This window comes from Yeosuana aromativorans, from assembly GCF_014646655.1.
GTDB lineage: Bacteria > Bacteroidota > Bacteroidia > Flavobacteriales > Flavobacteriaceae > Yeosuana > Yeosuana aromativorans.
In genome coordinates this window covers 739224-753458 of record NZ_BMNR01000001.1, presented here as the reverse complement: position 1 = coordinate 753458, position 14235 = coordinate 739224, and the positions used below count along the sequence as shown (strand labels likewise).

Below are 14235 nucleotides of genomic sequence, written 5' to 3'. Positions count from 1 at the left end.
TTGAGTTTAAATATGCTTCCCTTTGTTCCAACCATGCTTTCCCAAGTATTTGGTGCCACTTTCAACAGCGCCTTCTTCAATAGACGTTCCCATGCTATCGTTCCATCGGTTTAAATAACCAAATAATGAAATAACGCCTAGCATTTCAACAATGTCTCCTTCATCCCAATACTCATATAATCTTTTTTTAATAGACTCATCCACAGCGTTGGGTATTTGTGATGCGGCCAAACTAAAGTCCAGTGCAGCGCGTTCGGCTTCGTTAAAAGCAGGGTGCGTTCTGTACTCCCAAATGTTATCTAACTGTTCTTGTTCAGCACCATAACGTTCGGCCGCTCGTATGGCATGTGCCTGACAATACCGGCATCCAGAAGCATTGCTGCTTACCCAGGCAATCATGCGTTTTAAGGCTGAAGTTACCTTGCCTTCATTGGCCATCACCGCTTTGTTTAAATTAATAAAGGCCTTACTTATGGCGGGTCTGTGTTGCATGGTCAAAACCGAGTTTGGACAAAAGCCCAAGGTTTCATTAAAAAATTCTGCAAGGCGCTTGGTTTCTAAATCGTGGTCTGCAGAAAGCGGATTAACTAATGGCATAGGATGCTTTTTTTGTGAATTTATATGTATTTTTGAACTTACAAGTAACAAAAAAATCAAAGAAATGGCAATTCATATCACAACTACTTGGTTGGGCAACATGAAGTTTGAAAGCACCAATCCATCTGGGCATAATTTGTTTATTGATGCCGGACCAGAAAACGATGGAAACGGTGAAGGCTATCGCCCCAAAGCCTTGATGTTATCAGCATTAGCGGGTTGTTCAGGGTTGGATGTAGCATCGCTCATCAAGAAAATGAAGTTACAAGTTGACGATTTTAAAATTGAAATAGATGCCAATCTTACAGAAGAACACCCAAAATATTATGATAAGGTAACCATGGCGTTTCATTTTTTTGGGTCAGACCTCAAAGAAAGTAAACTTCAAAAAGCCGTTGACTTATCAGTTGAAAAATACTGCGGTGTTATGGAAATGTTCCGCCAGTTTGCCGATTTAAAAGTAGAGACCTATTTTCACAAAAAATAAGTTCTTAAAAACTACATGTTTCATGCGCTGGACACTTAAGCAACAACCCGATTCATCAAAAATTGAAGCCTTACAAAACGCCCTTCAAGTAGATCCTGTTGTGGCAACCTTGCTTTTAGAACGAGGCATTGAAACGTTTGATGAAGCCAAAAAATTTTTTAGGCCGAGTTTAAATGATTTACACAATCCGTTCTTGATGAAAGATATGGACAAGGCCGTTGCTCGCATTGAACAAGCCATTGCCAATCATGAAAATATTTTGGTGTATGGTGATTATGATGTAGATGGAACTACTTCTGTTGCATTAATAGCTTCATACTTAAAAACCAAATACCCTCTGGTTTACACCTATATTCCAAACAGATATGATGAAGGTTATGGTATTTCACTCAAAGGCATCAATTTTGCTTTAGAAAATGACTTCACGCTTATTATTGCTTTGGATTGTGGTATAAAGGCTGTTGAAAAAGTGGCCTATGCAAAAGAACAAGGCATCGATTTTATTATTTGTGACCATCATAGACCGGGTAGTGAGGTACCCAATGCAATCGCTGTTTTAGACCCCAAACAAGACGATTGTAACTACCCTTATGAAGAATTATGCGGCTGTGGTGTTGGGTTTAAACTGATTCAAGCGCTAGCTTCCAAAGATGGACAAACAGTTGAAGATTTAGTTGCGTATCTTGATTTGGTTGCTACGGCTATTGGCGCCGATATAGTTCCTATTAATGGTGAAAACAGGGTGCTGGCTTATTTTGGATTGCAGGTTATCAACAGCAACCCAAGACCAGGTATCAAAGCTATACTAGAGCAAGTCCATAAAACAGAACTGACCATAACCGATGTGGTTTTTATTGTGGCGCCCAGAATCAATGCCGCAGGGCGTATGAAACATGGCAATTATGCGGTAACTTTGTTGGTTGAAACAGACTATGAAAAAGCGCTGCTGCATGCCAAAGAGATTGATGATTATAATTCGGATAGGCGCGAAGAAGATAAACGCATAACCGAAGAGGCCTTAAATCAAATCATAGAAAATAAAGAGGAACATAATCTTACCACAGTTGTGTATCAAGAAGATTGGCACAAAGGCGTTATAGGGATAGTCGCTTCCAGATTAACGGAAACGTATTACAGACCAACATTGGTATTTACCAAAAGCGGCAACAAGCTAGCGGCATCAGCCCGTTCTGTAAGGGATTTTGATATTTATAATGTTTTGGAGGCTTGCAGTGAGCACATTGAACAGTTTGGCGGACACAAATATGCGGCTGGATTGACCCTAAAAGAAGAAAATTATCAAGCCTTTAAGCAAGCTTTTGAAGATGAAGTTTCCAAAACCATTGATAGATCATTATTGGTTCCTGAAATTAAGATTGATGCCCAAATTGATTTAAAAGATATAACACCAAAATTTTATAGAATTCTTAAACAATTTGCCCCTTTTGGACCCCAAAACATGACACCTGTTTTTATGACGGATCATTTGCAGGACACAGGCTATGGTAAATGTGTTGGAGAGGATAAAACCCATTTACGAATAACGGTCAAACAACCGCAGTCAAACAGCTTAGTAGCCATAGGTTTTGGTATGGGCGATAAATATGATATAATTTCTGATAAAAAACCATTTAAAGCGGTCTATTCCATTGATGAAAACGAATGGCAGGGCAACGTAAGTTTGCAATTAAAATTAAGGGACATAAAAGATATAAACGAAATTGATGGCTAATAACGACCCCTATGCTGCCTTAAGAATCAAGGAATTCAACATTTTTTTATTATTGCGGTTTGTCCTGGTATTTGGATGGTCCATGCAATTTATTGTCATTGAATGGGAAGTCTATAGCCTTACTAAAGACCCACTATCACTTGGCGTTATTGGCCTCATGGAAATCATTCCAGCCTTTACTATGGCTTTGTTTGCTGGGCATATTGTAGATCAAAAGGAAAAACGAAATCTTTTGGCAATGTGTATCGCTGCGTTTTCACTGATTAGTTTCGGATTGTTTTTGCTAACGTGGAACAAGGTGACGTCAGGTTGGTCAACCAAATCCATTTTGTACGCCATATATGCCTTGGTATTTTTCGGAGGCTTTTTACGATCCTTTTTTGGTCCGACCATCTTTTCGCTTATAGCACTGATTGTTCCCAAAAAATTATACGCCAATGCCGCTACTTGGAACAGTTCTACTTGGCAAATGGCATCGGTTTTGGGTCCAGCATTTGCGGGGTTTTCTATTAGTTGGATAGGCGTACACTGGTCGCTCTGTATCATTTTTGGATTGGTGGTTCTGTCGCTTTTCATAACGCTTCAAATAAAACGAAAGCCCATATTAAATCCGAAATTGGGAGAGCCCGTTATTCAAAGTTTAAAGGAAGGTGTTCGGTTTGTATTTAAAACGAAAGCTATTTTAGGTGCATTGACGTTGGATATGATTGCCGTTTTGTTTGGAGGAGCCGTGGCTTTGTTGCCAGTGTTTGCGCAGGATATTTTAAAAGTTGGCTCAGAAGGATTTGGTGTATTACGGGCGGCACCAGCAGTAGGTGCATTCTTGACCATGTTGGTTACGGCCTATTTGCCCATCAGCAAACATGCGGGTATGAAACTGTTGGGCGCTATTTTTGGATTTGGGGTTTGTATTATTGTTTTTGGATTGTCATCCATTTTTTGGGTTTCCGTTTTAGCATTATTCTTTAGTGGGGTTACCGATGGCGTTTCCATGGTGATACGGCAAACCATTCTGCAAATAAAAACACCCGATAATATGCGTGGTCGTGTAGCATCAGTAAATTCTATGTTTGTTGGCTCTTCCAATGAATTGGGAGCATTTGAAAGTGGTTTAACAGCTAAACTTATGGGAACGGTAACGGCGGTGGTTTTTGGCGGAACTATGACCTTGATTACCGTGGTCACAACAGGATTGGTATCTCCATCATTTAGACGATTAGACCTCACCAAAGATATTGAGGAACACGAAAAAGAAGACTAATACGTTTTTAACTCAAAGGTTTCTCCATCAAAAACGCCATAGGTGTAATGTGTTATCCAATCACCAAGATTAATGTATTTTGAGGTTTTGTTGAGTTGAATTTCCAAAGGCAAATGTCTGTGGCCAAACACAAAATAATCACGGTGTTTTTCGGCTAATTTTTTCTTGCTGTACAGTGCCAACCATTCATTGTCTTCACCAAGAAACTGAGCATCTTCTTCACCAGAAATCAATTTGTTTTTTACCGATAAATACTGTGCAATACGAACGCCAATATCAGGGTGCAACCACCTAAACAACCATTTAAAAAATGGATTGGTAAACACTTTTTTCATGCGTTTGTAACCTTTATCACCGGGACCTAAGCCATCACCATGGCCAATAAAAAACGTTTTGTTGTTAAGTGTAAACTCTTGTGGTCTGTGAAACACAGGAATATTCAACTCCTTGTTAAAATAATTAGCCATCCATAAATCATGGTTGCCAACAAAGTAATAAATGGGTATTCCGGCATCTGATATTTCAGCTAATTTACCAAGTGTACGGGTAAAACCTTTTGGGACGACCGTTTTGTATTCAAACCAGAAATCAAACAAGTCGCCTAATAAAAAAATAGCAGCAGCATCTTTTTTTACGTCATCTAACCAAGTTACAAATTTTTTTTCGCGAGGTAACGAGTCTTCGTTGGTTGGCGCCCCTAAATGGTTATCTGAGGCAAAATAAATTTTTCCTCCTTTTGGTATGGATATGTGGTTTGGATCAGTCATTATCACTGGCGTACCATTCTGCAAAAGAGGTATCGGTTTCTTGTAGTTTTAAAGAATGGAGCTTGATGTGATTTGGTAAACGACTTTTTATTTTTTTAGAAAAATCAATAACCATCATCTCACTGGTTGGTTGGTAATCAACAAGCAACACATTATGGCCACGATCTTCCAGTTCTTTGGCCAGTTCAACGTGTGGTGTGTTTTTGTTGAATACCGTAGCGTGATCAAACACATTTACAATTTCCTCTTTCACTATTTTTTTTAAATCACCAAAATCTATGACCATCCCAAATTTTACATTAGTATTATCAGTAATTGGTTTTCCTATAACGGTAACTGATAATTTATAGCTATGGCCGTGTACATTTTTACACTTACCATCATATCCGTAAAGGGCATGGCCTGTTTCAAAAGAAAATTGTTTTGTGATGCGAATATTGCTCATTAGTAAAATTATTTACAGTGCAAAGATACTATCTTCTTTTTCTTCTGTTTACAAAATAGATTATTATTAGTACTAAGCCCAATAAAAGAAATAAGCCATTTCCGCTAAAAAATCTTAAAATATTCATGAGTCTTTATTTAGTCTTTTTTTGTTATATCTGTATAGTAAATAAGCCAGAGCCACCAATACAACAAAAGGCAGCATGGAGCCAATAAAAACACCTATTTCATAATTGGAATCAGGTGCAGTTTTAATTTTTTCTTCAATATTAATGTCTTGTATTAGAGCGGTTAACAACATTTTAAATTAAAAAATTAAATTCAAAGTTAGGTGTTTTAAATAAGAGGTAAAAATAGGCGCCTAAATTTTATTATTAAAGGAACGCCTCTTGCAAGTATCCAAACGGTTAACGCTATAAAAATAGCGTAAAGTTTGTAATGGAGTGAATCTAACCAAAACAATAGAGGGACAAACACCATAAATGTTGAAAACAATAAGACGTTTCTTAGATATTTCATTTTACCCATTCCTTTAAACATGCCATCAAAAATAAAGGCTAGGGCACAAAGGGGTTGCATGAGCAAGACAATCCAAAAAACATTGTAAAAAACGGTGAGCACTTTGGGGTCTGAAGTAAAAATATGTCCAATAGGAACATAAAAAACCGCTCCAATGACAGCCGTAATAATGCCAACAATGATTCCGTATTTAATGAGCTGATTGCTTAGTTGGATTAGCAGTTGGTATGCTTGAGCTCCCAAAAATTTACCAGATAAAATATTTCCGGCACTGGCATAACCATCGATAATAAAAGCACCCAAAAACCACAAATTAATGGCTATGGTATATGCCGCAATGTATTCGGCACCATAACTTGTGGCAAATGCACTTGCAAAATATAAGGTAACATTTAATGCGACAGTTCTAACAAAAAGATTTAAAATCATTAAAACAAAGCGCTTGATTTCTGTATTAAAAGGAAAGCTAACCTTTAACGGAATTACGGTTTTTTTAAGTAAAAAATAGGCAGCGCACAAGGCCATGATTAATTGGGAAATGACACTGGCATAAGCGGCTCCTTCAATATTCATAGGCTCAATAAGACCATGAATGCCATAAACCAAAACAATATCCAAAACAATGTTTATTAAAGCACCTAAAATGGCTATGACCATTGGGTAAAAAGTGTTTTGCAATCCTCTAAAAGCACCAAAAACAGCTATGGTAAAAAGTGTGAATGGAAACCCGAACACACGGATCTTGTAGTATAAAACACTGTAGTCTAAAATTAAGTTAGAAGCATTATAAAGTTTAAAAATGGACCTCGCAAAAGGATAGGTAAACAGAATGATGAAAACACTGATAGAGGTTATTATAAAAATGGCCTGGGCAGGAAGATTTTTTATTTTTTCTAATTGATTGGCACCCAAATATTGTGAAACGATAGACGAAATAGCACTGCGGGTCTGCCCCAATACCCAAATAAGCATGGACAAAAACGTACTTACTATTCCAACAGCAGCCAAAGATTCTGTAGCATGAACAGGTATGTTCCCAACGATTGCGGCATCAGTTAACGATAGTATAGGTTCCGATATTCCGGAAATTAAAGCCGGAATAGCTAGCTTGTTTATATGTTTGAAGCTAATATCTGAATTCACAAGATTCCTTCAAGAGACAATAAAAGCATGTTCACTTTATTTTTGAAATTATAGCCTTACATCTTTAGTTTCAAAGATCGGAAAACTTTTGCTTCTTTTTATTTTTTAAGCGAATCTAACCAAATGGATGTAAAAAAACATGAATATTTTTAAGAGATCTATTTCAAATCAATTTTATGTTTAATTTTGCACCACATTTTGTTGTAAATTTAGTTTTTAAACGGTCACTCATGAAAAACATTTTAGTACCAGTTGGAACGTCCCCAAACACCATTAGCCATTTGCAATATGCGGTAGATTTTGCCGAATCTTTTGGGGCAAAGCTTTATGTTGTGCATGTTTATAAAGTATACAGCAAGGCTGGCACAATGGTTAATTTAGATCAAATTTTAGAACGCGAAAGTAAGGAGTTTTTAAATGATCTTGTTTCTAAAATTGACACTAAGAATGTTGAGGTCATTACTAAAGCATTAAAGGGGAAAATAATAAATACCTTGGAGTTGGTTTGTAAAATAGCCAATATAGATTTGATCATGATAGAGCCTAGAACAAATTCTGTTAATGACGAAGTGTTTTTAGGAGAAACGTCCGGTAAAATCATAAAACAAATGAATGGACCGGCAACGTTAATTGTTCCAGAAGGCTATGTTTTTAAACCGGTTAAGCATATTTTAATGGCTGTAAAATCGGCAATCATTAAAAAAGAGAATGTGTTGGAGCCGCTTAAGTTTTTTAAAGACCATTTTAAACCCGTTGTAGATTTGTTATTGGTTAAGACACCGTATCACAATGAAGGTGATTTTGATGTTAACGACGAGCTGTCACAATTGGTTGATAACATTACTGAAACAGAAAACGCAACAACCTTTCAAGGAGTTTTGAGACATTATGAATCCCACAATCCAGATATGTTATGTGTCGTTCGACGAAAAAGAGGATTTTTCATGAAAAAATGGGAAAAAAATGTAATTTTGAAAAAAGATTTCTCAAGCGATATTCCGGTATTGGTTTTAAGCGGATTGAAATAAATATTTTGGGGATGTAGCTCAGTTGGCTAGAGCGCTTGGCTGGCAGCCAAGAGGTCGTGGGTTCGAGCCCCATCTTCTCCACTTTTATCAAAAAAGGCAATGTTTTAACATTGCCTTTTTTTGTTTAAAATCAGTATTTTATAGATAAAACCAATCATTTTATCTAAAAACTTCACACTTTCAAAACCCTTTTTTATTGGTTTCCGTTTATATTTTTCTAACTCCCAAAGCCATGAAAAAATTAGTTACAATAGCCGCCGCGCTTTGCTTAGTACTAGGATTAAAAGCGCAAACCACACCATTTAATTATAAGCATAGTAAAGGACAACTTTATGAGTATGCAGAATTTGCCAATGGAGGCCATGAACGGTATGCAATCAATAAGGTTATACAAGATTCCGTATTGCAATTTAAACCGCTGCAATCAGAAAACCAAAGTGTTGGGTTTACGTCCAGTCATTTTTGGATGCGGTTTTTGTTAGAAAACACAGATGACGAGACTAAAACATATTTTTTGCAAACAGCTCGCCCCATAACAGATGAGGTTGACTTGTATCAAATAACAAACGGAGATATTAAACATTATAAAAGTGGTGATCAAATCCCGTTCAATGAGCGTCAAGTCAGCCATCGTGCTTCAGTTTTCAAAATAAAATTGTCTGCTAAAAGTTCAAGCACGTTTTATCTGCATTTAAAAAGTGATGGAGAGACCATTAATCTACCACTTAATTTATATACTGAAAGTGAGTTTTTATTGGTTAACAATCAGCAACAACTTTTCTTAGGGATTTTTTACGGTCTCTTGCTATTGGCAGGATTCATCTATTTGTTTTTTTACAGTAGCTTGTTAGAAAAAACGTTTCTATATTACAGCTTATATGTGTTTTCAATAGCTCTATTACAAGCTTCGTTGGACGGTTTGATTTTTGAATATATTCTACCAAGAGGTTTTTTAAATAGTAAAGCGGTTTTGATAACGGCCTTATTGTCAAATTTTTTCTTATTGAAATATTGCGCAAGCTTTTTAAAGATTAAAGAAAGGTTGCGGGTAGTCCACTATGGTTTTCAGTTTATATATGGTTGTTTGGTCGTTTTGTTTATCATGGTGCTTATTAGTCCACAAACAATGGAATTGTCTTATCCGTTGAGCAATGTAAATGGGTTATTGAGCTTACTATTGATTTTGACGGCTTTGGGCATTATGTATGTAAAACGTATTCCAGTTGACACTTATTTTTCCTTCGGAATTCTGTTTTTGGTAATAGGCTTACTGGGATTTGTGATGAACAATTTGAGCATGCTCCCCAACAATTTTGTAACACTCAACAGCGCCAAGTTTGGATCAGGATTTGAGGTTATATTTTTATCTCTTTCCATGACCAATTTAATTAGAAAGTTACGAGAAGAAAAGGAATTGTCACAAGAGCAAGCCTTAAAGAAATCTCAGGAGATTAGCGAGCTAAAGAGTTATTTTATGTCTAATATGAGCCATGAGCTAAGAACGCCCATCAATGCCATTATGGGAATTGCCGAAGAACAACTGGCTTCATTAAAAACGGTTGAGGATAAAAAGAATTACGAACTTATCAAACATGCGTCCTTAAGCTTATTGAGCAGCGTAAATGACATTTTGGATTATGAAAAAATTGAAAAAAACCAGTTAATATTAAGAGAAGAGGCTTTCAACCCATTTTTGTCATTAACGCAAATCAGCAATAATTGGGAAGCACAAGCCCAAAATAAAGGATTGGCCTATCAATTGGAGATATCTCAAGATTTCCCCAAGAATGCATGTGGCGATGCCGATAGGTTTCAGCAGATTATCAACAATATACTCAGCAATGCTGTAAAATTCACAACACACGGTCACATTTGTTTTAAGGCAAATTGGGAATTGTTACCGGATGATAAGTATCTGTTTAGTTTTATAATTTCAGATACGGGTGTTGGCATGGATACCAAAAGGAAAGAGCATGTGTTTGATAGTTTCAGCCAAATGCGATTGGATAACAAAAGGCGATTTGGTGGCGTTGGTTTGGGATTAAACATAGTAAACCATTTGGTAAATCTGTTTAATGGCAAAATCCGAATAGATAGTATTAAGGGAGAAGGTACCCAAGTGACTTTAGAATTGCCCATGAAAGCGATTATAAATAAGTCATCCGAAATAAATAACGAAAGTAAAGAGAAATCAATACGCAATACAGTTAATATTTTGGTAGTAGAAGATAACGTAATGAACCAAATGATTATGAAAAAACTATTGAGTAAGGGCGACAATATTACGTTTGAAGTTGTAAATAACGGGGCCGAATCTATTGAGGCGTTAAAAAAGGCTAAATACCATCTGATACTTATGGATTTACAAATGCCCGTTATGGATGGTTTTGAGGCCACTAAAATTATTAGAAGCGGCGAAATAGGTGAACAATTGATCAATCTGCCAATTATTGCCGTTACAGCGGATACTATGGATAAAACAAGACAAAAAGTATTTGATTTGGGAATGAACGACTACATGACAAAACCTGTAAAATTTGATTTGCTTATCGAAAAAATCAACCAATTTAGGCAAGCCGTTTAGAACCAAGTTACTTATTTAAAAATGTAATAATTGTATTGATGGCAAGTTTTAGGTCATTGGGCAAATCGTTCTGTTTCCAAGGGTGGGAAGCTCCAAACACATGATTGGCGCCTTCAATGATTTGCAACGTGCTTTTTGGGTTCCATGCGTGAAGTTTTTTAGCTTCCTCTATAGAAACACTGGTATCGGCATCTCCGTGGATGATTAAATGAGGAATCTTTAGGTTTTTAACCGCTCGGTTTATGGTCAAACGCTCTTCGTTTTCAATAAAATTGGTATAAAATTGAAAATAATGGGGCATTTGCTGTTTGGTTCTACCATTTTCTACAAAGTAAACACCGTCTTTTTTCCAATTTTCAAAAGCTTCACCACTAGGAAATCTGGATTTATAGTCGCTCACGCCTGCCAAGCTTATCACATTTTTTATACGGGAATCTTCTTCTGCTTTAATCGATACAATACCACCACCTCTGCTATGGCCCATTAATGAAATGTCGTTTCTATTGCTTTCATTTTTAATTTCAGAATTTGAACAAACCCAATCAATAACACTATTTAAATCATCAAGCTCGATGCTGTAATTATTGTTTCCAAACGCCTCTAAATCTGGAAAATCAATAGGTTGTTCCATGGTGCCACCATTATAGGAAAAATTAAATTTCACAAAGAAAAAACCAGCTTTTGCAAATGCTTCAGCCATTAAATGCCAGGCGCCCCAATCCTTAAATCCTTTGTAGCCGTGACAAAATATGATAATGGGTTTTAACTGCCCATTTTCCAAATAATGATAGTCAATTAGAATTGGTTTTTCGTGCTTGCCTTGAATAATGGTTTCTCCTTGAGTCATAGTTTAGATTTCTTTTTCAGTAAACGGAACGTCTGGATTGCAGATTTCTAAAATAAGGCTTTTTAATTCAACCTTAAAATGCTCCAATGTTTCATCGGTAATTAAAGTATCCTTTTTGGCATAAGCACCAACCCGGTCTTTTGTTGCAAATTTCAAAAATCCTGATTTCAAGTTTTTAAAGGATATAATACCAGCTTCAATAGGGAATTTCAACTTGCCAGAAAACTGCATCATGTAGGCATAAGTAAGTATTTGAAACGGTTTGCTGTACTTTTTATAATCGGTTGTAATATCCTCCCAGTTTACTATCTCTACATCTCCTTGCCCTACGTTTCCAGATTTATAATCTATAATTCTGGTTACACCATTATATTCGTCAATTCTATCAATTTTACCAATAATTTTAATGTGGAAATCAAGTTCAGGAAAATCAATTACTGCATTTGCTTCGGTTTCAATACCTATGATTTTTATGGTGTTTCCTTGTTTTAAATCGTTTATTTCTAAATCTAAGAAGTTGGACACATAACGTTTTGCAATTTCAAATACAATTAAGTTTTTTCCTTTGGTGATATCACCTTCTTTATAAACATCTTTAAAATGAAGGGCGACTGTTTTTGTGATGAGCGGTTTCATGTTGTTGATATCCTCAATACTCAAAAAGCGTCCAATGTGAGTTTTATAAAAATCCTCAAGTGTATTGTGTATTACGGTCCCTAAGGTATTGGCCGCAACGGTTTCTTCAACATTATCATACTCTTTAATCTTTAAAACTTTTTGGTAATAAAAATCAATAGGGTTTCGTATATAGTTTGTAAGTGATGATGGAGAAAACCCTTTTTCAGCAATGGCTTTTAAAGCATCTAAAACCAAAGGTGTTTTTTCAAAGACCTTTAAAACAGGATTGATACTTGGAACTTTTGGTGTAATAATTTGATGCGAGATATTGTGGATTCCTTCAATTTCTAATTGTGTAATGAATCTACTTTTTTCTCCACCAGTTAGCACATCGGCTTCTGTATTGTATAAGAGATGGATGTTTTTTGCACGTTGTAACAATCGGTAAAAATGATAGGTGTAAACAGCATCTTTTTCTTTGTATGTGGGCAGGTTGTTCTCTAATTTAACATCAAATGGAATAAACGAATTATTGCTTTTTCCTGCCGGAAGGATGCCTTCATTAACCGAGGAAATAATAACGGTTTCAAAATCCAGCACACGTGATTCCAACATACCCATAATTTGCAAACCTTCTAGGGGTTCTCCCTTAAAATCCAAGGTTTCAGAACTCAATAATTCTTTGTAAATACTGTACAGCGTTGAAACATCCTTGATGTGGTTGTAGCTGGAGTTTAACCGGGAAAGCTCATTAAACAACTCATTAAAACGGAACAAGTATTCCAAGGACAAAACATTAGCTAATTTGTTTTTATCTAAATGAGATTTGATAATCAGGATAAGTTGGGAACATTTTTTTAACGCAAAATCAATAGAATCCCAGCTTTCCAACAACGTATCTATTAAATCAGTATTGGTTGAATCTGTTATTTCTTTTATACGTTGGCCCGATATATAAATCAGGTTGTTTTCTTCTATAGTTTGAATGAGTTTTGATGCGTAATCCGAGTCATTTGCATAAAACAAAGGCCTGATAAAAGGATGTGACACCAGGTTAATAATGTCTTTATAATAGAATGATTGGCTATCTGTTTTATGAATGTGGAATAAGTACTCAAACAAGGAAGCTAAAGGGATTGATTTTAGCGGAAACCCCATGGTTATATTTAAGGCATCTACGTTAGGTGGCAAAGAATTTAAAACAGGAATCAATAAGGTTTCATCTCCCAATACAACAGCGGTATTACTTAATGATGTATTTTCTGTTTTCAATTGATTGAGTAGCGTACCAATAAATTTGGCCTGACCAATATTTTTGGGAATCCCATAAACGGATATGTTTTTGTCTTTTGAATAATTATTTGTTATCCAGTTAAACGGATTGTTTTTAAAATAACTCCAATTTTTTTTGTGGGCTCTTGTAAACAAACCTGCATCATGAATGGGATTGTTTAAAAACACCTCATCAATATCCCAATAAATATCAGCCAGACCATTTTGCAATAATTCTTGGATAATAGTTTCTTCACATGTATTAAGGGCGTTAAATCCTAAAAAAACATGTCTAATATCTTGACTGTTTTGAATATAGCTTTCTAGATTTTCAACGGCCTCTCTGTAAATGAGGCCTTGGTACCCTGATTTTCTTGATAATAATACTTCTGTGAAATGGCTATAGTAGGTGTGGAGTTTATTCCAAAACGCTAAATATTTTTTAATAAAATCTGTTTGGTTTTCTTCAAGTGACCAATGTAGGTTTTCAGTTTCTTTAATGGCACTTAAATAATTGAATATGTGATCTTGTGGAATGCGATAGCGATCAATCTCATTAAAATCTTGAAGGAGTATTTGTGCCCATTTTGAAAATGAATCAAAAGGTTCAACGTCATCTTTTTTAGTGAGGTTGCTATAAGTGCTATAAAATTCAAAGAGGAGTTCTGTGTTTGAAATGGTTTTAAGCTGAGAGAGCTCTTCAACAAATTCCTCAATACTCCAGATCTTGGGCAAGAACATGGTTTCTTTAACCACAAAAGATAGTTGGTGTTGTAAAAACAACCCCGCTCTTTTACTGGGTAAAATAAAAGTGATTGAAGATAGATCTGCGTTTTTGTTTTGCAAATCTTTTAGGACATCAAAAATAAAATTAGCCATTACATAAAAATAAAAAACGCTTCGGGATATCCGAAGCGTTTTTAAACATATTATTTG

The 14235-nt window shown here is 35.8% G+C and carries 11 protein-coding genes and 1 tRNA gene; 6 read left to right on the top strand and 6 right to left on the bottom strand.

Translation table 11 applies throughout. The features are described from left to right. Positions 1 to 6 precede the first annotated feature (6 nt). Positions 7 to 597 (bottom strand): carboxymuconolactone decarboxylase family protein, encoded by a 591-nt coding sequence (locus IEW94_RS03070; RefSeq protein ID WP_188649840.1) that lies wholly within the window; start codon positions 595 to 597, stop codon positions 7 to 9. 64 nt (positions 598 to 661) lie between these two features. On the opposite strand from IEW94_RS03070, the gene IEW94_RS03065 reads away from it, so the two are divergent. From IEW94_RS03065 to IEW94_RS03055, 3 genes are read left to right on the top strand one after another with little or no spacing between them, the layout of a single operon-like run. After that, complete coding sequence (locus tag IEW94_RS03065; RefSeq protein ID WP_188649838.1) at positions 662 to 1084, top strand: OsmC family protein; 423 nt, start codon at positions 662 to 664, stop codon at positions 1082 to 1084. Between the two features lie 22 nt (positions 1085 to 1106). Then, on the top strand, positions 1107 to 2816 hold the full coding sequence (gene recJ / locus IEW94_RS03060) for a single-stranded-DNA-specific exonuclease RecJ (RefSeq protein WP_188649836.1): 1710 nt from the start codon (positions 1107 to 1109) through the stop codon (positions 2814 to 2816). Further along, complete coding sequence (locus IEW94_RS03055) at positions 2809 to 4077, top strand: MFS transporter (RefSeq protein ID WP_188649833.1); 1269 nt, start codon at positions 2809 to 2811, stop codon at positions 4075 to 4077. The genes recJ and IEW94_RS03055 overlap by 8 nt, the downstream gene beginning before the upstream one ends. Here the strand turns inward: IEW94_RS03055 and IEW94_RS03050 are convergent. The 3 genes from IEW94_RS03050 to IEW94_RS03035 all read right to left on the bottom strand — a co-directional run bounded on the left by IEW94_RS03050 (position 4074) and on the right by IEW94_RS03035 (position 6950). Beyond that, positions 4074 to 4826, bottom strand: a complete 753-nt coding sequence (locus tag IEW94_RS03050) for a UDP-2,3-diacylglucosamine diphosphatase (protein ID WP_188649984.1) — start codon at positions 4824 to 4826, stop codon at positions 4074 to 4076. The genes IEW94_RS03055 and IEW94_RS03050 overlap by 4 nt on opposite strands. Positions 4827 to 4836: 10 nt before the next feature. Next, on the bottom strand, positions 4837 to 5289 hold the full coding sequence (locus IEW94_RS03045) for a 6-pyruvoyl trahydropterin synthase family protein (RefSeq protein WP_188649831.1): 453 nt from the start codon (positions 5287 to 5289) through the stop codon (positions 4837 to 4839). A 335-nt stretch (positions 5290 to 5624) separates the two neighbouring features. Then, a complete protein-coding gene (locus tag IEW94_RS03035) occupies positions 5625 to 6950 on the bottom strand; it encodes an MATE family efflux transporter (RefSeq protein ID WP_188649828.1) in 1326 nt (441 codons plus the stop codon). Between the two features lie 230 nt (positions 6951 to 7180). Between IEW94_RS03035 and IEW94_RS03030 the strand changes: the two genes are divergently transcribed. The 3 genes from IEW94_RS03030 (at position 7181) to IEW94_RS03020 (ending at position 10562) form a co-directional block, all read left to right on the top strand. Then, positions 7181 to 7978, top strand: a complete 798-nt coding sequence (locus IEW94_RS03030) for a universal stress protein (RefSeq protein WP_188649826.1) — start codon at positions 7181 to 7183, stop codon at positions 7976 to 7978. A 7-nt stretch (positions 7979 to 7985) separates the two neighbouring features. After that, a tRNA-Ala gene (locus IEW94_RS03025) sits at positions 7986 to 8059 on the top strand. A gap of 151 nt (positions 8060 to 8210) precedes the next feature. Next, positions 8211 to 10562: a hybrid sensor histidine kinase/response regulator gene (locus tag IEW94_RS03020; protein ID WP_188649824.1), complete on the top strand. Its 2352-nt coding sequence runs from the start codon at positions 8211 to 8213 to the stop codon at positions 10560 to 10562. 7 nt (positions 10563 to 10569) lie between these two features. On the opposite strand, the gene IEW94_RS03015 is transcribed toward IEW94_RS03020, so the two are convergent. Next, positions 10570 to 11409 carry an alpha/beta hydrolase family protein gene (locus IEW94_RS03015; RefSeq protein ID WP_188649823.1) on the bottom strand — a complete coding sequence of 280 codons (840 nt, stop codon included), beginning with the start codon at positions 11407 to 11409 and terminating at the stop codon, positions 10570 to 10572. Between the two features lie 3 nt (positions 11410 to 11412). Next, on the bottom strand, positions 11413 to 14178 hold the full coding sequence (locus IEW94_RS03010; RefSeq protein ID WP_188649821.1) for a PD-(D/E)XK nuclease family protein: 2766 nt from the start codon (positions 14176 to 14178) through the stop codon (positions 11413 to 11415). Between the last annotated feature and the right edge of the window lie 57 nt (positions 14179 to 14235).